Here is a 23547-nt window from a genome sequence, read left to right on the forward strand (position 1 = left end):
GCAGAAAGCAAATGCTCCTAAGCACACTGCTCTTTCTCATAAAACTTTGGTCAAAAAATCAATCTAATGTATCCTGTTTTCAAAAACATGGACTTCATTTACCGTATTCCACTTCTTGATTTTGACCCCAATAATGAAGATGAAATAGTACTTAACTGGAGAAAAATTCTGAACCTAATCAAAGGCTCTTCAGAAAGTCTATTTCTACAGCTTCATGATAAAAAATATCCTGAGCTCACTCCAGTCTTAAAACAAAAGGTTCGCAAGTACCTTCTAAGAGGCAGATTTCGTGCGACACCATTTGGAGGATGGTCAGGTGTAGGGTTAGGAAAGTGGGGATCAGCCACTGACGACCTTATACAGATCCAGACCAAAACCATTCTCATTCAACTTGCAAAACCCATTTCAGATCAGAAAACTTCAACTTTAGCTCCAGCAGTAAACTACTCATTTGGAGTTTATCATTTCTACCGATTTGATGAAGAAGATGAAAAATGGATCTATTGCTTAGTTGCTAGGAACAAACTCCTTGACAAGCTATACTCTCATTTCAAATCCAATCAAAAGTTGAGCTATTCTGAATTCGAAGGATGGTTCAACCAGATAGACAGCGGCATTCGCAAAAAACTCTGGCAGAGAGTTCAAGAAACCGGGATCTTGCATACCTCACCAAATCCACCCCACATTGAATTTTCTAGACAATTCAATACCAAATCTCAATTTTCAATCACGCTCAACCGAGAAATCAAAAAGCAACTGGACCAATTCACCTCAGAATCAGGAGCCCTTTTTATCCCTCAAAAAAGAGCAATACTTGAGCGGTTTAAATTACTTTTCCAACAATGCTATGATGACCGTTTTGTCCCGCTCACACATATCATGAATGATTACCACTTGATCCATGAATCATTACATGTCAATGACTCTCAAATACAGCACTCCAACCAAGGATTCAATCTATTTACAGGAAACAAGTCAATAGACCTGAAAGAATCTATGGAAGCCAGGTCCATTCCAAACAAGCTACAGGACATCCAATATCTTTTCCACTTGGGAAAAAGTGACCAACTTATTTTAGATAATGTGGTATGTAATAGGCCATTTGCATTCTCAGGAAGATTCACATCCGATGAGGAGGTCTTCAACCTTTGTAAATCATTGTTTAATAATTCAGAACAACTTGAAAAAACCATCTACTGCGATATTGATGTCTATGAAAACCCAACGATCAATTTCCTCACATCCCATCAGAGTATATTTCGATACTCAATCAATCCTTTTGGAGTCACACATCCAGACTCCATTCCGCTAAATGAGTTATATCTGGGCGTTCGAGATGATTGTCTTTTCATTCATTGGAAAAGGAAAAAAGTATTTATCAAATCTGTTTTTCAGCACCCCCTAAATGGCAATCAGATCACGCATCCTCTTTTGAGACTTTTATGGGAAATCAGCAACCAAGATACTTTCAAATTTCTACCATATACATTTGACTCCTCCATTAGTCATACTTATTTCCCCCGTTTTACCTGGGGCAACATCATACTTCAGGAAAAGAAATGGGTACTCACAGCGGATCATTTAAAAAACAAAAATGAACTTAGGAAACAGTGCGAAAAGCTAGACATTCCGAATAACATCCTTGCTGGACGAATGGACCAAGAACTCCTTCTGAACTGGAAGAATTCATCAGACTATGAGATACTTTGGCAGGAACTTCAAAAGAAGCAATCCCTGAACATTTATGATGCTGAATCCTTACTTTCAACGCCCTTTCAGTCTCAAAAAGGGAATAAAATGTATCCTCAATTTGTTTATCAGAAACACCATGGATCGAGGAATCTCAACTACCCTAACTTCATCAACTATCTAGATCAAAAAAGTAATAATTCACTCTACCTAAGGGTGCCCATCAACCCCAATTTGCTAATTCCATTTTTAAAGAACTTTCTATCAGTCTTTATTTCTGATCTGAAATCAGAAAACCTAAATTTCACATGGTACTTTCTTCTTTACTCCTCCCCGGTCTTAGAAGTAAGGCTAAGGTTCATATCCACACAAAAGCTTGTTTTATCCCAAATCCTAGAGAGATTCCACCAGAAACTTCAATCCTCTCTGAAAACGATCACTTATCAGATCGATACGTATTATCCAGAATTTGAAAAGTATAGTCGATCAGATTTATCCATTTCAGAAAACCTGTTTCAGAAAGAATCTGAAATGGTTCTATTCGGTGATTTTAAGATCCGCCAACCCTTTGTGTGTTCAGATCAGCCATTCATAGCTCAGATTGTGAGTGAGATATGGTCTGATATTTTCCAAGCCACTGGCCATCCCAAAAGATATCTAGATAAACTCAAATCAAAACTGAGAGAATTAAGTCTTGCAGATATCCAACAGGTAAGAAAAACCTGTGAAGAATCAATCGAACAAACAACACTCAGTCAACAGGAGATTGCTTACCTCCATCAGTTACAAAAACATTCCTTTTTCCAGAATCCCAAAAAACAACAAGCATTATTACTAAATCACTTTCATATGATGTGTAACCGTTTCTTTCTTCTGAATAATCATGATTTTGAGCAAATATCCATGTACCTCACCCATAAAAAACTAAGCAAGAAGATATTCCTCAAATCAACTTAAACAGAGCCTCTGCTAAAGAAGATTACCTCCAAGTAGATTTTTGAGTTTTTCACGATAAACCCTTCCAATCGGAATCTTTATCCCACTGTAAAGAACCAACTCGGTAAACTGAATTTCTTTTACCTTCGACAAGTTCACAGCATAGGACTTATGAATTTGAACCAAGTCTATAAAGTCAAGATTTTTCAGAGTTCTGGAAAGGCTTGACACAATGATTTTTCTTGATTTCCCTAAATGTATCTCGGTATAGTTCCCATCTTGTTTGAGATAGTCTATTTCAGGAAGAACTATAAATTCACCGGTGACGCCACCTTTCGAATTGATGATTCTAAAATTCCAACGTTGTCCAGTTCGAGCACCTTCTCTTTTCCCCAATATTTCACTGGCCTTCCTCAATCCCTTTGAGAGTTGATCAAACCTAATCGGCTTTAGGATAAAGTATGCAGCGTCTTGCTCATACCCAGAAACCGCGAACTCATTATAGGCAGAGCAAAATATGATAGGTATTCCTGTAGGCTTCAATCGCTCTGTGATTTCCAAGCCTCCCATACCGGGCATCATAATATCCGTGATCAGAATATTGACTTCATTGTTCATAGCTCGTACCAACCCCTCATGCGCATCACTGGTAGCATAGCCTACCTCAAAATCATCGAATTGAGCAATCAAATCAATCAGCTTGTTCAATGCAGACTGCTCATCATCAATAAGACCAATTTTTAATTTATCATCCATACTCAATCGTTAATAGCAATGAAAACTCATCTTCTGTAGAAGTATAAACCAATCTAAAATCCTCTCCGAAATAGAAATGCAAAACACGTATGACTGCCTTTATCCCAAATCCTGAATTTTGCAATTCAAAATGAGACCCTTTAAGATTACTGATACTAAAACAAAGCAGCTCACTCCCGTCATTTTCTATTTCTTTAAATTCAAACCTCACCTGACAGGGAAATTTGTCATTGACATAGTCACCGTGCTTAAAAACATCAAACAACAAGGTGAGTAAAAGCATTTTTGGAAATGGAACCTCTGCTATCCTACTCTCCGATACATCCTCACCAAAATGAAATTGCATTTTATCACCAAACCTGCATCGTTGACAATAAATGAATGCACGGATAGCCTGCAACTCATCCAATAAGCTGTTTTCAAGTTTGGTATCTTTATAGCTATAGGACAGCACCATCGAAAACTGTTCGATCTCATTGAAAAGTGAACCGGGTCCCACTTTGGATTTTGACAAAATTTCATTCATCATATTCAGTACAAAGTGCGGCCCTAGTTGAATTGATTTATGCAGAACATTCATTTGCTCCAAATCCACTTCCATTTTTCTAGTATAGCTAAGCAGGATATGGTAAGCCATAGGTATCCAAATCATCAAGGTTAGGCCCTGAAATTGGAAAACCCTCAACAGCTCCATCCAAACCACTCTAAAAGAAACCATCCCGAGATCCCCTGAAAAAATGATCAAGAACTTAATGAGAGTGATTCCAGCTACCAAAAAAAGAATCCACAAAACATCTCTCACCTTCCCCTTCATCAGAATTCTGGGAAGCAGGAAATAATACATGATGTAAGAAAGTGCAAATCCTAAGACCAGATTGACTAAGGCGTATGTCAGGTCAAAATGAATACTGGCAATAATGACTGTCAGAAAATCCAGGATCGCATACAGAAGCCAAACAGTCAACAAGACTCTATCTGGATACTTGAAAATCCTATCCAACATGCCATTAAACAAACTCATACTGTTGTTTGTAATGGAATTTTGAATCCTTTCCTTTAATCCGATAGCTTTCATAAAATCAAACCTTTCAGAACATGATAGAAAAAAAAGATCTTGAGCATTTATGCTTCAAAACCGAACAAGTAAAAACGAAGCGCTTGTTGTCCACCAAAGACAACACTAAAAACAAGACAGCAAGCATTTTCAGGGAATGCTATACTACAATCACTACACTTTCAGAGACGTGTTGATCAGATTGATGAAGCATCCATTCAGCAGGAATTAATCTTCCAGCGCCCTTACTCTGGCAATTCTAAAGCTAAATTCCGGATCGACATTCCGGAGGGAAAACCCCAATTTGAAGCGGACTTATCTCCTCAGAAAGTCCGCTTTTTGATTGATTAGGATTTTTCTTCCAGAGAAGTCTTCACCTCATTGACAGGAATCCCGTGGAAGTCAGCATACTCTTGGATAGTCACAAGCTGATGCTTTGTTTTTCCGTAATGCTCCTTCACTTGCTTAATTACACTATAAGCATACGATCTACTCCTTCCGGTAAAAACCATGATATCCTGAGCATAAATCACAAAGCGATTTTTAGGCTTCATTTTATGTTCAGCTTTAAATTCAGGGCACTTTAACTTTGTACAGCAATTGCCCATTTTTAGAAATCAGGTTACTATTTTGCCTTTATTAACCCTCACCTAATATAATAATTAAGACTGTATATCAATGATTTACACCTAATCAATCATTAGTTATTTGACAAATATCAAATTCTAAAAAAGGTAGATTTCCTCAAAAAAATCTTTTCAAAAACAGTCCTCATATCACTACCGCTGTTGTTCACAATTACCCTGTCGATGATCATTTAATTTTGGAAAAAAGATCAATTGTTCCTGACATTGGCTTAAGATAAATGTGATGGAGATATGCAGGGACTCGACCGAGTAATTTCAACAATTCTAATCGTACTATTTGCCTACACAGGCTTAGACAAGCTCATTGATTTCGAAGAGAGCCGAAAGGCATTTCATAACCAGACTTTTCCTGCAGAACTGGCAGAGGCACTCGCCTATGCTGTCCCCATTACTGAGTTATTCATCGCTTTGCTCCTACTCTTTTCAGTCACTAGATGGTGGGGATTTCTCTCAAGCATCCTCCTTCTCACTGTCTTTACTACTTATGTAGGATTGATTTGGGTGGGAGCTTTCCCCAGAGTTCCTTGTAACTGTGCCGGTATCCTGGAAAGTCTTGGCTGGTCAGCACATTTCATTCTCAATTCAGTATGTATTCTCCTAGCAATTGGCGGCTTGATAGTGACAGACCCATCTCAGAATAAACAAAAAAGGGGCGGTACCCCTCTACGAGACCGCCCACCTGCTTAATCCTGCAATTACCAGTTGCATTAAAAAGTGTGTAAAGAATTTTAAAGTCTATAAATCAACCAAATAACGCTTCTCAAATTCTTCTTTAATCAAATTTAAGTCAATCCCATGAGACTTCATTGAAAAAGTCTAACAGATTAACCAAGAGGAAAAAACAGGAAGAAAAAATGTGAAAACTGGGGCAGAGAAAGGCAAAACTCCGCCCCAAAAAATGAACATTAAAAAATGCTTTAGATCATCATTAGCAACATCAACAAATTTCGTCGCTCCACAGGACAGTAGATTTTGGAGCACTATCCTGATCTGGCGAATACAGGGAGAAGCCGAAAACCCTTGACAGAGTAGGCAAACAACCACAAACGGTTTTCCTGTTTTTGATCGGTTAAAAAACAGGGCAATACAATGAACAAACTATTTAAAATACTCCCAGCACTTGGAATGGTGCTGGCCGCAACTATGGCCATGGCCATGAATTTCGCAGACAATCCTACCGAGCGGTATGCAGAAGATCCAGCTCCGGGAACTGAAGTCTGGTACGATCTGACCGACATCACCCCTGGGCCATCCACCTACCAGTGTGATGAAGAAGTGGATCAAACCTGCTCCCACATGGATCCCAATTTCTCTAGCAGTGAAGTAGAAGAAGGAGAATTCATCAAGAATGGATCACTTCCTTTGGCAACGCTGTAAGTTAATTGGCTTAATATTCGGGGCTCCCTTTTCGGGAACCCCGTTTGTCTTGATCAAGGCAGCCTCCCCGACTAGCATTCATCGCACATTCTGCTGCATGGGGTTCAGATTGATTTCTGCAGGAGGAATCAGAAAGGTATATCTTGTGTCCCCTGGAGGTAAGGTAGGTTTCTGATTGTTGTACTTTCTTTCCAGCGTCATTGCAAATTCCTCTTCCTGATTCAGCCTTTTCAGATCGAGCCATCGGAGTCCTCTATAGACCAATTCCTTTCTCCTCTCTTCTAAAATCCTTTCCAATAGATTTCTCCCTGTTAAATTCTCCCCCCAACTGAAATTGACATCCAATCTATTTTCCAAAAGGTACCTCAACCCATCATTTGCCAGATCTTCCTTCCCTATTCTAGCTGCTGATTCAGCCATATTCAACCAAACCTCATCTACGGCAATACCTCCAAAGTGATAAAAATCTCCTGTGTAGTTTCCTCTGAAATTATATAACCCTTCTTCATTTGCAGGAAGTAAAAAATACTCTCTTCGAAGGTCCGTGCTATCATAGAGTGATACCAAATCAGGATTGACAAAACAATCCCCATTGCCAGTAAACCGGCTACTCAAATGTTTCTGGTAAAAAATCACCTCTGGATGAAATACCTCAAAAGAATATGGAAGATCTGAGTCCAATGACTTGAAATCCATCAATTCACCTCCTAATTCAAGCGCTTTTTCGCTGTATTCAAAAGCTAGCTCATACTCCTGCATCATCAGGTAAACCCTTCCCAACATCGCCAAAGCTGCCCATTGAGAAGGCCGCGTAGGTATTTCTGATTGAATAGGTAACAACTCCGCTCCTATTTCTAAATCAGAGATAATCTGAGAAAAGGACTCCTTCATAGTAGATCTCCCCACCTTTACATTGATATCAGAGGTCAATCGAATGGGAACTCCCAATTGATCTTCTCTGGCCGGGTCATAGGCTTCACTGAAATGCATCAGTACTTCAAAATGTCCCATGCCACGAAAGAAACGGGCTGATGCTTCAAGCTCAGCTATACGGGATTTTTCAAGTTCATTGGCAGGATCATATTCCCTAAGACCATCCAATACCACATTGGCATATATTATCTTTTCATAGGCCCCTGCAAAACCAGCATCCCAAGCATCAGGCATATAGGTTTCCTTTTCCCATAAGTAATAGGCCTGCTGACTGAAACTAAGTCTGGAAAGCAGGTTTTCCCCGAAATACACATCATCCGAACTGATCAAACCCAGGTTTAGGTAATTATTCATGGTGCTCCCTTCGGCATCCAAGAGCTGTTGATAATCATCCAGCGTGGTCAGGATGACCAAGTTCTTATTGGGCTTACTGTCCAGAAATTCTGAACAGGACTGAAGTAGGACGAGCATTGCCAGCCCCAACAGTTTTATGTTTTTCTTAAGTATCATTTTACAAGTGTTTTTTTATTAACTGCTTATCTGCTTGTATTTCTTTATCCAATTTGCTTTGCTAATCAATACCGAGGTTCGATAAACGAAGCAGGACTAGGTTTGATCCAAATCTCACTACTGCTCTTCGGTCCTCGAATAGTCTTAAGAAGACAGAAAGCGGATAGACATATCTTATTTAGGATTGGTGAGAAAGGAAATTGAGCCATTTCAAGAGGGAAAAACTACCTCACCTTCATAGTCAATTTCCTTTCACCTTCAACATCAGAACCTGGCCCGGAAACCCATAGAAAAGGAGAACAGACTAGGTTGAACCAAATAATCAGGATCTTTGACCTCCTTGCTGCTCTTCCAGAGAATTCCCAGATTATTGAGGTATACATAGGTCTCTACATGACCTGCCCGATTCGCTTTTCCAAATGCCTTGTCCCATGACTTGGAGAGTCTCAAATCCTGAAAACGGATATGGTCCCCTTTGGACACGGTAGCAGCACTACTCAAGTAAAACTGGGAGCGATAGGCATCTACCTGCCCCGGATCTGAAGGAATATTGGTGGACTGTTCATCTCCCGGTTCTCTCCATCTGCTCTCATAGTCTGCATGTGTTATTTCCCCCCTGTTAAGGTCATCATAGTTCACTGATGGCCTTCTGAAATAATAGCCCAGTCTATAGGAGATATTGGCTGAAAGATTCCAGCCCTTATAACTGAAACTATTTCTTAGAGCTCCAAATCGGGTCGGTCTGCCGCTGCCATGGTATTGGATTGTTTCTTGGGTTGCCTCAGAGTAAATAGTACCATAATCCCGGCTCGGTTCTCCATCCACAATTCCCAAAGGAGCTCCATCAGCCGGATCCAGACCGGCAAATGGAAAACTGTAAATGGAATACAGAGGCCTACCAATCGCCGGGGTAGGCAGCGAAGGACTATAATTGATCAACTGCGTGGCGGAGGGATCATTTTCGACTTCTGTCACCTCCTCCTGAAGCAAACTCAAAAAGAAACTGGTATTCCATTGAAACTCCCCATTCAGGTTTCTGGAATTGATCACAAAATCCCATCCTTTGGTACGGGTAGAAGCATAATTTAAGGTAGCATCTGAAAAACCAGAAGAAATAAACAGCGGGATCGGGGCCAACAAATCCAAGCCCTGCTTTTGATAGTAGTCCAGAGATCCACCGATTCTTCCCTCCCACAGTTCAAAGTCTAATCCTGTGTTAACTATTTTGATCCGCTCCCATTTTAGTTCTGGATTAGGTGGAGTTCTCAAGCTCAAGTAGGGCAAGCGGGTCAATAGATTCTGTGCACCGGCATAGCTGGTGGCGGTAGTTACGGCAGTGACATTGGAATTGGTATTTCCGTTATAGCCATAACTCAAGCGGAGCTTTAGAAAACTGACTATCTCCGACTTTAAAAACTCCTCTTGAGAAGCAATCCAGCCCAATCCGGCTGACCAAAGCGGGACGGATTTCTGATTGGTGTTTACTCCAAACAGATTGGAGGCATCACGCCGAAGACTTCCATTGAATAGGTATTTATCCTTGTAGGAATAGCCCACATTTCCAAAGGCAGAGACAAAGCGATTGACTCCTCCCCCGAATTCTTCGGTAAAAGGGATATTCTGAAGTCGCTGGGTACCCAGATTGACAAAACGGGTCAGATAATCTACCGGAAGTGAGGTACCGTTATCTTCATCATATCCATAGGATGTATTCCCATAATTCTCCGTCTGAAAATCCTTTAACTCTCCTCCAATAAATGCATCTACTCTATGATCAGCCCAGGTCCGATTAAAATTTAGTCTGGTTCTAAAGCTATGGCTGTAAGCAGTTGAATATCTCTGATCCAGGATACTTCCCATAGGAACCGGAAAGCTCAAAGAACCGTCCTCCCCTACTTGGGTCAGGGAATTGATCAGGTTTCGGGCATTGTAAGAGGAAAGAGGATCCAAGGACCTGACTGCTCCCTGAGAATTCCAATATTGATAATTGGCAGTCCAGCTTAGACTCTCACTTATATCATAATTCAGACCCAGGTTTAATCTGAGTTCATTTCGGGTGGATTGTGTATGACTGAGCCCGATCTCATTCAAAGGGACATAACTCCAAGGCAAGGCAACTACATCAGCCATCGAATTTTTGAATCTTACTGAGAAATCCCGGTACACCTCCAAAGGATTTCCCGATTCATCAGCCAGCCCTTCATAGGGAAATAGTCCTGCCACATTTGGCGTGCCCTCAAAGGTTTCTGATTTAATTCCGTAAATCCCCGTCTGCACCTGTAGCTTCTCCTTTAAAAACTTCCATTCCTGATTCAGGGAAAGGGTAATTCTGCTAAGATCTGATGCTATTCCGGTATTCAAGTTCTTATCCCACCCCACACTCAGTTGATACGTGTTTCTCTTGGCTCCCCCGGACAATTGCAAGGCATATTGCTGATGTACGGCAGTGCGTTGCAGGTACTTTTCTTGGTCCAGTCTGAGATCAGTTGTTCTGTAACGACTAATTCCGGCATCCAATTGCTCCTGACTGATATCACCTTGATCAAACGCATATAGGAGTTCTGCCAATGGCGCAACTACAGGATTTCTCCGGTTTCCGATCAGGGAATTGTAATAGCCCTCCTCATACAATTCCAATTGCTTATCCACCAAAGATGAAATAGCCATGGTGGGATAATGGAAAGGATCAGGTTTGGGCTGAAAACTCAGGTTTCCAGTCAGACTCACCTGCATCGGTCGCTCATACGCACCTCGCTTGGTGGTAATCACAATAACACCGTTTCCAGCCCTTGCTCCCCAAATAGAGGCAGCAGCTGCATCTTTCAGTACCGTAATGCTCTCCACATCATTGGGGTTGATTCCGGAGATCGGACCATCATAGGCCAGATTGTCCACTACTATCAGCGGTTGACTATCGGAAAGCAAAGTGGCTGTACCACGAATGGAAATACTTTCTCCGGGTTCTGCACCTGAAAGATCCCGGTTAAAAATCAATCCCGGGGTCACATCTTCCAATCGGTCTATCAGATTAGTGGAAACCCTTCGTTCCACCAGCTCCTGATTGATTCCCGAGAAAGAACCGGTGGTTCTGGACAGGGGAAGTTCGCTGAATCCAGTAGAAACCACCGTCACCTCCTGAAGGCTCAGATCCTCCTGTGATAGCATCACTTCCAATCGGCTCTGTCCGGCTGGGACTTTCAGCTCCAAAGATCGGTAACCAATGTAACTGATCACCAAATCCACCTCGCCTTGGGGAACCTGAAAGGAAAACCTTCCTTCTTCATCTGTGACGGTTCCATAAACCGTTCCTTTGACCAATAGATTCACTCCTGGCAAAGGATAAGAATCCAGTTGATCCATAACCATACCTTCCAGAATCCTGGAGGCATTCTGTGCCTGCACCATCCCTACTACTAGTAGCAAGGAGAACAGCAACACAATAGATTTCTTCATTTTTATCAAGTTCATGTCTTTCATTGTTGATTGAGTCGGATCAGTCCAACTCGGATTGGAACTGTGTCTTAAACTCGTGGATCAGACTCTCCTGATCCTCTCCCATGGTGCGGATATCAAATGACAGGATACGGGTATCCCTGTCCAGAAACATGACCTTGGGATAGCCATGGATTTCATAGATCTCTTTCCACCTTCTCTTGGATTCCCCTCTTAGATTCACATTCAAGAGAGAAGCATCCGAATAGGTATCAATTCTGCTTTTCCATAAATCAGGATCCTCATCCACCGAAACAGCGATCAGACGTACCCCCTGATCTTTCACTTTCTGATACAGGGGAAAGAGGTAATCTTTAAAATAAGAGGCACTGTGTGGACAGGAGGAAAAATAGAAGTATAGCAATGTGGGCTCCCCTTTGAGATCATTTTCGGTCATTTGCTTCCCGGACATATCGACCAGATTCACAGGCTCCACCAAACCACCTGGGACATGGGATCGCTTCAGACTTTCTATCCGTTCTCGATAGGGAGAAATAGAAACTTCGGCCAGGTATTTTTCCAGCACATATGGCTGATCGGGAAGCTGTGACAAATAATTGGACAGGTAGGCTGTTTTCAGCCTTTGCGCCATCTCTCCGGAATACAGAGAATCCACCACCTGCAAGAGAGATTTACCTTCAAAGAGGGCCATCAACATGCATTTTTCCAATGCATAGTTGAGGTACTCCTTGGATACCAAGCGGGTCAATTCTCCTATTTCAGATTCAGGAAAAACCTCGAAGGAATCCAAAATCAACTTTTGATAGGATGCTCGCTCTGCCTCATTAAATCTCCTCCCAAACTCAGGAAAATGAAACTTCCGAAAAGTGGTCAACACCGAGAATAGGACGGAACCATGGATCTCTGCTTTCAATAGCTCATATTCCATTTCATCCAAGCTGCTTCGATAGTTCTCCAACACAGCAAGCATTCCCAGCAAGCGTGGATGATCGGGTTTCAAACCCAACAGGAGATAGTCCAGACTTTCTTTGCCCGGAGCCATGACCAGCAACTTGCTGCCGAATTCATCTTGAAAATGTTCCAGCTTCTCCTGATTTCCAGGGGCACTGAGCATCCTGCTATCCGATTTGGCGATCAGCTGCCGGGGACCATCAAATGCGACACGCCTCCCCTCTCTGGCAATGGCATATTGCGCTTCATAAAAAGCGGCATTATCCCCACCAAACAAGACATCCAGCTCTCTCAGATCCAGTTCCACCTTCAGACTATCACCCGGCAAGACCATATAATCTGACAGGATGGTTCTCCCTCCCAATGCTATGGAGAAATAGCCCGGCCGAGCTCCCATATCCAGTGGGGAAATAAACTTTCTGACCATGGGATTCATGACCCCGTCAAAGGTTTCCCCTGGCAAAAGATCCGGCTCCAATTTCTCTACCATAAAGGATGACTTAGGATCCAGGTAGTAGGGCCGAAACTCTATCGCTAAAGGCCCCAAAGAATCCGGATTGATCAGCTCTCCATAAATCAAAGCTCCCCCAGTGGCAGAAGAAGCTAAGCTCTCCTGCCGAAGAGAAATAGAATCATCAACTAAACTAAATCCCTTAGAGAAAGTATCGGAGCGGGAATCCCCGCCCCGATGGGGCATAGACCTATGAAGAAGTAAATCCGCCCCGGGTGGATCAGCAACTTGTGCTGTCAAAGTACTTCCGGCAAGGCATACCCCTCCCAGGAAGCATATGAGTATCAATTTTTTCATGCTTTTGAATTTTAAGCTGGAAGATCCGCCACGGCGGACAGGCAGGAGACTAGAGTATGTCAGTGATCATTCGCAGTGATCAGAAGAGAAATCTGAAAGCTAAAGTCAGAAGCCTGAAAGCACCCTCACAGACGCTTGGTTCTAGGCTCTTGACTCTAGCTTCTTAGATCTAACTTCTTGATACTTGGTACAGCAAAGACATATCTACGCCACGGCGCACAGGTTTCCCACCCTGCCCTTTTCAGGCAACCAGCAATTGGTTAAGAAATAAGTAATGAGATAAGCAGAATCCCTGCAGTGGATGGCTTATCGGATTCGTCAACTCTGATTAGTAAGGATAGTCCCCTCGGAGTATACAAAGTCCTTAGGAAGCAATCAGAGTAAAAAGTCAGCCTCAGACAGGCTGTTTTGGTTTCAGAGGATACAGGCGATCTACCGCGGTGATGCCGAGTTCCTCTGGGATTAGATATTGTGTGATAGCCCCGATAGCTATCGGGGGAGAACAAGATGACCCGCTTACCAACTGAGCATACCCTCCCACCCTGTGGATCCTACAGGATACTGTCTGCAACAGAATAGAAAGTAAATTACTCATGCTCGTTTTCATTAGAAATGAAAAATGGTAAAACGAGTCTTATAGAAAAGGACAGCAAACACTTACAAAAAAAGTAAGGGTGAGCAAAACTCCAAATCCTAGTGTAACATGGCTCTGACAAGCCACCTTTAATTTCATAAAGGTCCGAACATTAGAAATAAGGAGAGAGCCCACCCTATGTACAAATATAAGGCTGTGGCTCGTCTCACTTACCCCTCGTTCGGAAAATTGTCAGATTTTGTTACGAGGCTCGTGATACGATTAAATAAACGTTAGAGAAAATTTATTCTTTTGAACTACTTTTCAAGCTCTAACTGTACGAAATATAGACATAATATTTCAATTACGGAATAGCGTAACTGTAAAAAAAATGGATTTTATTCCTTAATGTCATGGAAAAACATGACGAAAGGATAATCAGAGGGAAAATTTCACTTTTTCTTTCATCAAAAATTGAGACAGAAAATGAAATTAAAAAGCAGTTAGAAAAGAAAGGGAAAACTATACCCACAGGTCTTAACTTTGAGTATAAAGAGTTAGCCTACAATTCCGAAGTCAGAAAGGCTACTATTTCCGATATTATTCAGTGTAAAACTTCCGCAAAACTATCAACTATACTAAAGTGCTTAGAAGCACTTGACATCCCGTTTCCAAAATTTGCAAAAGAATTTGATGAAATATCGAACGAAAAAGCAATTGAGCAATACTTAAAATTACGAGGGTGAATTCAAAATAGCCTTTAATCCAGAGGCATGTGATTATCGAGGAAGGGAAGAGGGTTGTTTAAAGCTTTTTAGTCCAGTTGACTAAGGATTGGAATCGCCTAAGGTTAACTAGTCCTACTCTTAGAATACATCTTTGGCCAGTCAAGGATGAAATTCATGCTATCGTAGTGGCCATTAGTTTTACCTGAAGCCTCGATTATACCAGCATATAAACCGGCACCGATTGCAGTTTTCTCCTTATTGAGTGGATGTATAAAATCAGACTGCTGCTGATGCTGAAACACCGGAACCACTTCTCCAATTTCAAAAAAGGTATTACTATATGGCAAAGGCTGATAATAATCTTCGATATTCAGATTTAGGCTTGTAGTGAGCTCATGTTTTTCTAATACCCGTTTAAAAAAAGTTTTCAAGAACGAATTGTAAAGTTTATCCAGTTTCTCAAAAATCAGCAGTTCACTTTTGCCAATCGATACATTAGCCATCAGATCCAGCCCATTGATGACATAACGCAGCCCATAGGAAACCTCAATAAAAATTAATAATGACTGAAATACGTCTACTTGATTGCTGAAAAACGGCCGTAGTGAGAAATTAGTCTTATGGAAGTGGATCTCCTCGCCAATGTTCCTGTCATGAAAAATCTCATTTCTAAATCGCACGAATTCATTCACACGGGCGATTAACCCAGATTTTCGCATTGCTTCACCCTCAACCTCAAAAATATCAAACAAGAACCCAAGCCGTTTACCAATCGATTTCGTACTCAGTTCTTTTGTGAAATTTTGATCTTGCCGCAAACAGATAATTTTACAAATACAATTAATAAAAGATTCTAAGGCTAAAAACCACAGGGCTATAGAGACATTAGATCTGCGGCCATTGTTGACAAAGGTGTCTTGCTGTTCCAGATCTTTAATATCTTCCATCGTACTATAAAAAGCGTGGATAGCATAAATGGAATATGACATCTCAACCGCCTTATCAGGTCCATACTTCAGCCACGCTAGATGCGGTGCCAAATACTTGTTTAACCGAAAATCTTCCAGATTTTTTGTATTTCCCATGCGATCGTGAACCTAAGGTTTAAAATGCTTGACTTGACGATGAATATTGATTTTACGACAAAAGAACAGTGATTAAATCATTTTTACGCTTTTTTTATTGAATTGACTATTTTTGAGTAAACCTCCCTATTAGTGATTACAAGTCTATTGAGAAGGTTCTTTCCAATACATTTTTGGGATTTCAATTATACACATATATGATGGACGAATGGATATCCCTTGTCAATAGATACAAAACAGCTGGTGCCCGCAGTAAATTTGAAGAAATCTGTACCAGGGTATTCAAACATAAATTTAAAGGGGAATTCGTGAAATCGGTACGGGTTAACATCGGTGACGGTGGAGTCGATGTGTTTATTGGTGATATCGAAAATCAGCAGATAAAGGTAATCCAGTGCAAGTTTTTTGTTAATGGCATTGAGGGATCCCAAAAAGCACAAATAAGGAAATCTTTTAAGACTGCTATAAGTTCAGCTGACTTTCAGGTTAGCAATTGGATACTCTGTGTCCCAGGAAAGTTGAGCATCCAAGAGCACAAATGGTGGGCAAGTTGGAAAAACAAGCAAATGAAGACCTTTGGGTTGCCAAATGATTGCATCGAACTTATGGATGGGGCCGATCTTATCGATGAATTAAAAACTTCCGGTCTGTATGATGAAGTCTTTGAAATAGAAATCAAAAACGCAGTGCGGGAGATTCACAGCACTGTCGTCGGAAAAAAGTTTGACCTGAATCAGGAAGTTTTGTCTGCTTCAAACTACATTAAGAATCTCAAAAATTACTTTTCAAAGGAGAAACTAGCCCATATTGAGAGACCAGCAGTTCAGGAAATTGTAGCTTGGGTAAAAAGGGATCTTCCTGGCAGGGATGTTTTAGAAAAAGTGCTCGTTGTCAAAGGCAAAAAAGGTGTTGGTAAAACAACAGTTCTACATGATGTCTACTGTCATTTGACAAATGAACAAGAGTATGTTGTTCTCGCACTCAAATGTGACCAGTTTTATGATGTCAACTTGAACGGACTTTCCCAGCAGTTGTTCACAGATGTAACATCATTCAATGATCTTTTTAACGTATTTCGAGACAAAGGCGAAAAGTTTGTTGTAGTACTTGACCAGCTTGACGCATTGTCTCAGACCTTGTCAACAGACAGGAGATGGTTGCTGACATATATCAAGCTTATTCAGGAACTTCTGAAGCTGCCAAATTCAAGAATAATTATCTCGACTAGGAGTTTCGACCTTGAGTATGATGCCGATCTGAGAAAATTTAATAATACAAAAGTTATCAAGCAGATTGAGGTTGGTAAGTTGTCTGAGAAGGAAGTAACAGATATTTTAAAACTGCTTAAAATTGAAGCGAAAAGTAAATTGTTGATCGAACTGCTTACCATACCTTATAATCTTGAACTTTTCACTAAGATTCCAAATTTGGAGCAACTGTTGCAGAAACAGTCCAGAATCTCATTAACTAAACTCTATTCCGAATTGTGGGGTCAAGTGATGACACCGAGGGAACTTTTACTCACTGAATGCCTAAATACAATTGTGAAAAGGATGTACGAACAGCATCCAAATCTGATAGAGTTGACATATCTTGAAGAATTCAAAGCTGAAATAAGTTATCTAGTTTCTCATGAAATTTTGGTACAGAACGGAAATAAACTTTCTTTTTTTCATCAATCATTTTATGAGTATTATCTGGCTCGATGGTTCGTAATCTCCGAGAAAAATCTAGTCGATTATATTTTTGAGGAAGGCCAGAACTTGTATATTAGGTCTTTGATCAAGACCGTTATCGAGTACCTTAGGGAGGCTGACCATCATAAATATATAGAGCTCTATAAAAACATAATCGGTCAAAATCAGATAAGGTATCATATCAAATACCTATTTGTACTGGAACTTGGACTTGTAGAAATTCCATCCCAAAAGGAGAAAGAGTTCGTATGCGATATGCTAGCGAATGAATATGGAAAATTGTTTCTTGACTTATTTAATTCAAAAGGTTGGATCGAATTTTTTATTTCGAATGATCTGCTCAACGGCAATCACGATGATATTTACAGAATTCTTCACCGTAACATAAATCATAACCCAAACCTACTTATAGAATATCTGAAGAATAGCAATTTTGAGGAAAAAGAGAAGTTAATCTCATATATTATACCGAGTGTCAAAAACTGGGAAGTAAACCTTTTACCCTTTTTTGATAACTACTTTTCATACGATGAAAACACAGGACTTTGGTATTTCGAGACCCTAAAAAAAATAGCACCTTTTGATCTGGGATATGTATTTGGAAAGCTAAAGCCAGTAATATTGGAAACAAAAAGTCGTACTGAACGTTTTCGGTTCGACTATCGCTTTGAAAGAATTATTGATAAACTGTATCAACAAAACCCTCAAAGTACCGCTGAATTTTTATTGTCGGTGCAATTAGAAATTCTGGAAGAAACAAAACACGCCTATTATTCTGAGTATTTAGGAATTACCTCCGAATTGCTAGGTTCCTATCAACTTGATAATGGCCTGTTTTATAAAGACAGCGAAGATGAAAAATCGATAGATTTTTACCTGCTTAAGTATTATAGCACGTCCGAAAGAAGTGAACTTAAAGAGGTTTTCCAAAAATATTCTACGACGAACTACGTTCTTTTGCTCACTCTTATAGCAAAATTGATGAGGGATAGGGCTAGTGAATTTGTTGAGGAAATCTTCCAACTACTATTGATCATCGAATCAAAGAATGGTTTGATGGGGTTAGATGATTTTTTTCAGCTAAACATTCGTAGAATGATTGCAAAAGCCATATCCTTTTTTGATCCAGCACAATATCAAAGGGTTAAAAATCTACTACTCAATATCTCCCATCCATATGAGATATGGAAATATGAAGAAAAAGGCAAGAAGAAATTTAGTCTGAACATCGGCCGAAAAAAATACTTGTTTTTAAAAGCACTTCCGGAAAAAGTTCTGGAAAATGATCGTGAGTTGAAGCAATTATATCTTGTGTTGGAAAGGCGTTTTGGACAAATTGATCATAATAAAGCTTTGGATAAGAACAAAGGTAGGTTTGGGGGTGTAGGTTCCCCATTATCGAATGCGAATTTTAACAAATTCAGTTTCGATGCCTGGCTGAAAAGTATGCGGAAGATTAATGAAAGTTTTATTTCTGAAGATTTTTTCAAGGGAGGTTTACTTGAGCATTCGAGATCTTTTGAAAGTGTGGTGGAAAGGCGCCCCGAACATTTCCGTGGTTTTATTCGGCAGTTGTTTAATGAGGAAGGTATATCTTATAGTTACATCTCTCATGGTATATCTGCATTGATCAAGGCAAAATATGATCCTGAGAAGGTCGCAGATCTTGTTAGGAGGGAAATAAAGCTACCCTTAAACAAAGAATTTACTTTGTATACCACCTGGCACATCAAATACCTAATCGATACGAAGCAGGTCACTGAGGATATCAAAGATTTTTTGATTTCCATCGCTAGATCGGAAGGGTATAGAGATGATGTGCTGAACCCTAATGATCCAAAATTAGATTTTATCAATACACCAAGAGGGTCAGCTATTTACAATTTATTTTACCTTTTCGATTATCCAAAGTACAAGGAGGATGTTCTTTCCACGATTGAATTCGTCATTGATCCAAAAAACAGCCCATCAACTACGATTTTGGCAGGGGTAATGTCTCAGCTTGCATACTTGAACCACTTTGATATCGAACGTTCTTTTGCCATTTTCCAGCAACTTATCGCCCTGAAGGATTCACATATTCTAAAATACTCCATCAATCCTGCACAGTATTTTAACAATAAGTTCCATGATAGGATGGGTTTTTACTTTACGGAAATGTTGTTGCACGAAGAATTATTTGATAAATGCTACTTCTTTGTAACTAGTTGGATTTTTGAGCATATTGATGATTATAAAATGTATGACCATTTTATGGAACTTGGCCAAAAAGCAATAAAATGTGCAATTGATGTCGCTGAAAGTCTTTTGATAAGAGATGGCGTTGTCGATAAGAGATCAATGCAAGTTTTGGAAAGATGTTTGTCACATACCGAATTCGATCTTTCTCACGAATTTTCAGGGCTAGTACTTAGGGTGTTTAAAATTGAAAACTTTGGAGAGCTTTACAGCTTCATAGAAAAATACATTGCTACCGAACAGTTTAGTAAAGACCCTAGATATCTGCTAGAGTTTTTGACGGAGTGTTCATCTCTTTATCCAAAACAATGTTTGGATTTATTGGAGAAAATGAATATCCCGGAGAAGGTTGATATCAGTCAGAAAGCCTATCTTGGGGATGAACCATTAGTTCTTGTATTAGCAATATATTCCAGACTGAGGCTTGAACCTTTTAAATACCGCGGCGAGCAAAAGACCGCATTAGACTGTTTCGATAAACTTCTTGGCATTCCTTCAATAAGATTTAAAGCACTTGAAGCTATGGAAAATGTATTGAATTAAATGGGAGTGTTAGCTAAACTCTGTCCTTCCCTTCCCGAGGGATACCCCTCGGGAAGGGAACTGAATTATTAATTTTTATTCTACGTCCATGCTCAGCCTCCCTTTAAATCTAATTGCTAATTGTTGGACTGTCAAAATACAATAACTAAACATAGTTTTTCAAAGTCCTCCCACGATAATTTTTCTAATGGAAGCTCTTGAATTGTCGTATCAATAGGTGGGTCAACTATAATCTGTGAAGGCGTATGTAGATAACTTAAATTCATTCTATCGTTCTGTTTGTTGTTTGGGGTTTTACACTGACCGCTAACGGTACGGGTATTGCCGAAGGCGGGGATTTTTAGCACAAAAGTTCAATAGAATTACCGATGTTGAACCTTCTACAAATGTCCAAACGAAGCCATTCAGCCCCGATTTGGCAATACCTTGTTAGCGGTTCGGGCATTTTTACTCCTATCTAACACATTGTTTTTTATAGAGGATTTGCGACATTACTCTTCGTAGAATTTTCCAATTTTGACCTTCTGCATTGATAATAGTTTTCAGGAATCAAACTACTATCTTTTCTACTGCAATAGAGTTTGTCTTGCACTTGTCTCAGTTGTGTCATTGAGGGAATTCCACCGGAGTTACGAAGTTTCCTTGCAGCTTTTCTAACTTCTTCTAATGATTTAACAGCTTTATTATTGTCTATTACCAACTTTATTAAAATTACTATTAGAGGCAAGGTGGGCGCAATAAAATTTATCAAATAACCTTGTAATGAAGCGTTTATTATTGTTGCTGCGGCAAAAGATAGTACCACAATAGACAAACAAACAATCAAACAATCATTTTTAAAATGATATCTTAACTTTCGATCATATTCTAAGTTTGTTTCTTGACATCGAAGTATTGCCTCTTGTTGATTTAAACCATCTAGTTCGATATGATACCAATTAGATAGTGGAGCTTTGGGGTTGTGAACGTACTTATTCTCAGCATCCTCAATAACCCAGTTTTCTGGTTTTTCTCCACTGTTTGTTTCATTCCATTCCAAATTATATACATTACAATCAAACAATTCTTGCACTTTAGCTCCATTAGTTTTAAATTTTGATAAATAGCCCGATAGAAAAAGTAAGTCAAATAAGGTGATTGATACGGAAACTAAAGCTATGTAGGGTGTTAAGTCCATGCTCGTGAAGCTTTTCTGTGTAAGCTTTACAACATTAAGTATCACAACAACAACAATTGTTATAGTAAGCTGCAACCTATAAATTTTCTTGGCATTTGCATAAATAACCCTCTGTGCCTTTAGGAACTTCATATTTTGAGGTAGTTCCTGATTTAATTTAATGTTGTTCATCACTATGCTGAAAAGTTTGGAAATTCGGGACCAAATATTTCCCCCCATTTTTCTATAGATTCCTTTTGTTTGCCATTAGTTTCAAATTCTCGAGCTGCTACCGAACGATGATAATCTAATTTTGCTCTTTCTTGTATCGAATTTCTTTCGTCCCATGTAAGTTTATTTAAATCTCCTTGAAATCCCTTTGGGTCATTTAAACTCTGATGAATTTGATGATACACATATGCGAATAAATTTGGTAGTTCCAAATCAATATATGTACTGCTGTTGACTGTAGTAGAATCATAGTACTGTAAAATCAGACACTCAAGAAAATATGAACCCATTGTAGCTGCAGTTCTTCGCTTTGTCCAGTATTTCATTATTCGAATCATATCTAATACAGAAATCTGTTGTTTTCCGTTTATAGTGGTTGTCCTGTTTTTATCAATTCTTGGATCAGTCGGTTTCCAATTACCACTTCCATCAGGAATTAGAAAAAACGTTTTTCCAAAGTTGTCGGGAGCTGTCTCGAAACAAGGTACAATATCATAAACCCACTCATATGAGTTGAGTTCTAAAGTCGCAGCTTCTTGATTTCTTTTAATGTCAGCTTTCTTGTAAGAGGGAACTTTTGCAAGGTACTCTTTGAACTTATTTATAACTTTTATTGAATTGAGTACGTCCGTTCCAGTATTGCAAAGGGCCATTTGCTTACTTGCTTCAGGTCGTACTCGAATCCTAAACCCTCCGTCAATAGGTTCCCTCCAATTACCTTGAGCATGTAACACAATCATTAGGTCAATATCATCCAATGGCCTTATTTTAGTCTTACGTGAAAATGATCCATAATCGATATTCGTATATTCAGGATAATAGTCAAGGAATTTTCCGTCATCAGGAAATTTTCCTATCTCGATAATTAAATTATTTTTACTACTTTTTGCTAAGCTATTGCGACCACTATCTAAACGAACGTTGTCTTTCATAAAAGTATTGAACGCATTGTTTACCGTTGATGCCATAAATTATTAATTCTTTTTATTTGGTTAGTTGCTGCTTTCATTGCCTTACCACTAACGTTTTGAATATGCGTAGTGCGGGCTTTCAAGGTACTTCATCATCAAACCGCTAACTTGTTTAATAAATGCTCTAATGTTCAAATATTCCAAATCACCACGAATTACATATATTTATTGTTAGCAATTGGCATTATTTATTAATTCGCTATATTTTTAATTATCAGTTTAATATGCTCAAATTCTGTTAACGAGAATGTGTCATTCTTAACGTATATTTCAATCCCATTATTAATTTTTCTTTTCTTTGACTCTTTAATATATGAAAGGCAAATAAATACCAAACTTTCTAGTGTTTGCTGATATGATTTCCCTATGCCTGTCCCTATCAATGGCATTGAAAGCACTCTATTGTCTAAACAATCTCTTGATTTTAGCCATAAATTATCAAAGGACTTCTCGACAAATGAATGCTCAGAGTAAGGTTTTACAATTTTTCCATCATCAACAATCTTGGTAATGGCTAACAAAAAAACGTTTCTATCTGAAGTATTGAAATTAGCAACTGAACCTATTGGGTATGAAATTGTATTTCCTGTTTTAGGTGTGGTTTTAGTTTTTCTAGTTTGTTGTAATGATTGAGTTATTTGAATATCCACACTTTCAACACTATTTTTTATTAAGAACTGCCCTAAGAGACTTCTCTCAGAAATAATATCTAAGTCTGTATTAAAATAGTTGCTTGATGAAAATACAATATCATTCTTACATTTTAGAATATCTCCTTTTCTTATTGATATTTTAGAATCAACTCCAGAAATCTTGGTCACAAAAGTTTTTCGTGGGAAATTCTTAATTAATGAAATTATCAACACAGCTGCAATAGCTATTACAAATGTTGTTTGATTTTGCACATATTTTGAATATCCTGAAAAGAAGTAGTCAAATATTTCTATAAATAGCCAAAATGCACCTAAGATTGCTAAAGAATCAACTATATATCTTCGTATTAAAATCATATATATAATCTACGATTTGACATTTTTGCTTATTACTAACTTCTTTATTTACTGCATTTTATGGCATTTATCTCCTGAAATTAGGTGGTTAAGTGCCACAACCCCCTATATATAATGGCGTGTATTTTTTAGTCAGGTATTCCATACTCATTTAAAAGAGAACATATTTGTTTAGTTCTTTCATCAAGATGTCAGCATAA

At 39.2% G+C, this 23547-nt stretch carries 16 protein-coding genes; 5 read left to right on the forward strand and 11 right to left on the reverse strand.

Translation table 11 applies throughout. The features are described 5' to 3' along the window. Positions 1 to 87: 87 nt before the first annotated feature. Positions 88 to 2646 (forward strand): lantibiotic dehydratase, encoded by a 2559-nt coding sequence (locus tag G460_RS0100215; protein WP_169817484.1) that lies wholly within the window; start codon positions 88 to 90, stop codon positions 2644 to 2646. Positions 2647 to 2658: 12 nt separating this feature from the next. Here G460_RS0100215 and G460_RS22475 read toward each other — a convergent pair whose 3' ends face one another. The 3 genes from G460_RS22475 to G460_RS0100230 all read right to left on the reverse strand — a co-directional run bounded on the left by G460_RS22475 (position 2659) and on the right by G460_RS0100230 (position 4989). Further along, a complete protein-coding gene (locus G460_RS22475) occupies positions 2659 to 3381 on the reverse strand; it encodes a LytR/AlgR family response regulator transcription factor (RefSeq protein ID WP_051315833.1) in 723 nt (240 codons plus the stop codon). After that, the gene (locus G460_RS0100225; RefSeq protein WP_169817485.1) at positions 3374 to 4402 is read right to left on the reverse strand and encodes a histidine kinase; all 1029 of its coding nucleotides are present in this window, start codon (positions 4400 to 4402) and stop codon (positions 3374 to 3376) included. The genes G460_RS22475 and G460_RS0100225 overlap by 8 nt, the downstream gene beginning before the upstream one ends. Before the next feature lie 380 nt (positions 4403 to 4782). After that, on the reverse strand, positions 4783 to 4989 hold the full coding sequence (locus tag G460_RS0100230) for a hypothetical protein (RefSeq protein ID WP_026953500.1): 207 nt from the start codon (positions 4987 to 4989) through the stop codon (positions 4783 to 4785). 324 nt (positions 4990 to 5313) lie between these two features. On the opposite strand from G460_RS0100230, the gene G460_RS21045 reads away from it, so the two are divergent. Both G460_RS21045 and G460_RS0100240 read left to right on the forward strand, forming a co-directional pair. Then, complete coding sequence (locus G460_RS21045; RefSeq protein ID WP_051315834.1) at positions 5314 to 5769, forward strand: MauE/DoxX family redox-associated membrane protein; 456 nt, start codon at positions 5314 to 5316, stop codon at positions 5767 to 5769. 402 nt (positions 5770 to 6171) lie between these two features. Then, complete coding sequence (locus G460_RS0100240) at positions 6172 to 6459, forward strand: DUF6520 family protein (RefSeq protein ID WP_026953501.1); 288 nt, start codon at positions 6172 to 6174, stop codon at positions 6457 to 6459. A gap of 78 nt (positions 6460 to 6537) precedes the next feature. Here G460_RS0100240 and G460_RS0100245 read toward each other — a convergent pair whose 3' ends face one another. From G460_RS0100245 to G460_RS23120, 4 genes are all read right to left on the reverse strand, one after another. Continuing rightward, a complete protein-coding gene (locus G460_RS0100245; RefSeq protein ID WP_026953502.1) occupies positions 6538 to 7902 on the reverse strand; it encodes a RagB/SusD family nutrient uptake outer membrane protein in 1365 nt (454 codons plus the stop codon). Between the two features lie 264 nt (positions 7903 to 8166). Next, a complete protein-coding gene (locus G460_RS0100250; RefSeq protein ID WP_026953503.1) occupies positions 8167 to 11355 on the reverse strand; it encodes a SusC/RagA family TonB-linked outer membrane protein in 3189 nt (1062 codons plus the stop codon). A 40-nt stretch (positions 11356 to 11395) separates the two neighbouring features. Further along, positions 11396 to 13114, reverse strand: a complete 1719-nt coding sequence (locus tag G460_RS0100255; protein WP_026953504.1) for a TlpA family protein disulfide reductase — start codon at positions 13112 to 13114, stop codon at positions 11396 to 11398. Positions 13115 to 13508: 394 nt separating this feature from the next. After that, positions 13509 to 13709: a hypothetical protein gene (locus G460_RS23120; protein ID WP_157366820.1), complete on the reverse strand. Its 201-nt coding sequence runs from the start codon at positions 13707 to 13709 to the stop codon at positions 13509 to 13511. 392 nt (positions 13710 to 14101) lie between these two features. On the opposite strand from G460_RS23120, the gene G460_RS0100260 reads away from it, so the two are divergent. After that, positions 14102 to 14434 (forward strand): helix-turn-helix domain-containing protein, encoded by a 333-nt coding sequence (locus G460_RS0100260; RefSeq protein ID WP_026953505.1) that lies wholly within the window; start codon positions 14102 to 14104, stop codon positions 14432 to 14434. Between the two features lie 104 nt (positions 14435 to 14538). Here the strand turns inward: G460_RS0100260 and G460_RS0100265 are convergent, their stop codons facing one another. Beyond that, positions 14539 to 15501 carry a hypothetical protein gene (locus tag G460_RS0100265; RefSeq protein WP_026953506.1) on the reverse strand — a complete coding sequence of 321 codons (963 nt, stop codon included), beginning with the start codon at positions 15499 to 15501 and terminating at the stop codon, positions 14539 to 14541. Between the two features lie 197 nt (positions 15502 to 15698). On the opposite strand from G460_RS0100265, the gene G460_RS22480 reads away from it, so the two are divergent. Beyond that, positions 15699 to 19979, forward strand: a complete 4281-nt coding sequence (locus G460_RS22480; protein WP_051315835.1) for an NACHT domain-containing protein — start codon at positions 15699 to 15701, stop codon at positions 19977 to 19979. 472 nt (positions 19980 to 20451) lie between these two features. Here the strand turns inward: G460_RS22480 and G460_RS0100275 are convergent, their stop codons facing one another. The 3 genes from G460_RS0100275 to G460_RS0100285 all read right to left on the reverse strand — a co-directional run bounded on the left by G460_RS0100275 (position 20452) and on the right by G460_RS0100285 (position 23347). Further along, positions 20452 to 21327 carry an S-4TM family putative pore-forming effector gene (locus tag G460_RS0100275; protein WP_026953507.1) on the reverse strand — a complete coding sequence of 292 codons (876 nt, stop codon included), beginning with the start codon at positions 21325 to 21327 and terminating at the stop codon, positions 20452 to 20454. 2 nt (positions 21328 to 21329) lie between these two features. Next, positions 21330 to 22334: a hypothetical protein gene (locus tag G460_RS0100280; protein WP_026953508.1), complete on the reverse strand. Its 1005-nt coding sequence runs from the start codon at positions 22332 to 22334 to the stop codon at positions 21330 to 21332. 194 nt (positions 22335 to 22528) lie between these two features. Further along, positions 22529 to 23347: a macro domain-containing protein gene (locus G460_RS0100285; RefSeq protein WP_026953509.1), complete on the reverse strand. Its 819-nt coding sequence runs from the start codon at positions 23345 to 23347 to the stop codon at positions 22529 to 22531. Positions 23348 to 23547: the final 200 nt, after the last annotated feature.

Origin of the sequence: Algoriphagus vanfongensis DSM 17529 (assembly GCF_000429465.1) — a bacterium.
Lineage (GTDB): Bacteria > Bacteroidota > Bacteroidia > Cytophagales > Cyclobacteriaceae > Algoriphagus > Algoriphagus vanfongensis.

Bases quoted from the DNA above. Each gene is read 5' to 3' on its own strand.
- G460_RS0100230 (WP_026953500.1), bottom strand. From the start codon at position 4,989: ATGAAGCCTAAAAATCGCTTTGTGATTTATGCTCAGGATATCATGGTT.
- G460_RS0100275 (WP_026953507.1), bottom strand. From the start codon at position 21,327: ATGAACAACATTAAATTAAATCAGGAACTACCTCAAAATATGAAGTTC.
- G460_RS0100225 (WP_169817485.1), bottom strand. From the start codon at position 4,402: ATGAGTTTGTTTAATGGCATGTTGGATAGGATTTTCAAGTATCCAGAT.
- G460_RS22480 (WP_051315835.1), top strand. From the start codon at position 15,699: ATGATGGACGAATGGATATCCCTTGTCAATAGATACAAAACAGCTGGT.
- G460_RS0100260 (WP_026953505.1), top strand. From the start codon at position 14,102: ATGGAAAAACATGACGAAAGGATAATCAGAGGGAAAATTTCACTTTTT.
- G460_RS0100250 (WP_026953503.1), bottom strand. From the start codon at position 11,355: ATGAAGAAATCTATTGTGTTGCTGTTCTCCTTGCTACTAGTAGTAGGG.
- G460_RS22475 (WP_051315833.1), bottom strand. From the start codon at position 3,381: ATGGATGATAAATTAAAAATTGGTCTTATTGATGATGAGCAGTCTGCA.
- G460_RS0100285 (WP_026953509.1), bottom strand. From the start codon at position 23,347: ATGATTTTAATACGAAGATATATAGTTGATTCTTTAGCAATCTTAGGT.
- G460_RS0100280 (WP_026953508.1), bottom strand. From the start codon at position 22,334: ATGGCATCAACGGTAAACAATGCGTTCAATACTTTTATGAAAGACAAC.
- G460_RS0100255 (WP_026953504.1), bottom strand. From the start codon at position 13,114: ATGAAAAAATTGATACTCATATGCTTCCTGGGAGGGGTATGCCTTGCC.
- G460_RS0100240 (WP_026953501.1), top strand. From the start codon at position 6,172: ATGAACAAACTATTTAAAATACTCCCAGCACTTGGAATGGTGCTGGCC.
- G460_RS0100245 (WP_026953502.1), bottom strand. From the start codon at position 7,902: ATGATACTTAAGAAAAACATAAAACTGTTGGGGCTGGCAATGCTCGTC.
- G460_RS21045 (WP_051315834.1), top strand. From the start codon at position 5,314: ATGCAGGGACTCGACCGAGTAATTTCAACAATTCTAATCGTACTATTT.
- G460_RS23120 (WP_157366820.1), bottom strand. From the start codon at position 13,709: ATGAGTAATTTACTTTCTATTCTGTTGCAGACAGTATCCTGTAGGATC.
- G460_RS0100265 (WP_026953506.1), bottom strand. From the start codon at position 15,501: ATGGGAAATACAAAAAATCTGGAAGATTTTCGGTTAAACAAGTATTTG.
- G460_RS0100215 (WP_169817484.1), top strand. From the start codon at position 88: ATGGACTTCATTTACCGTATTCCACTTCTTGATTTTGACCCCAATAAT.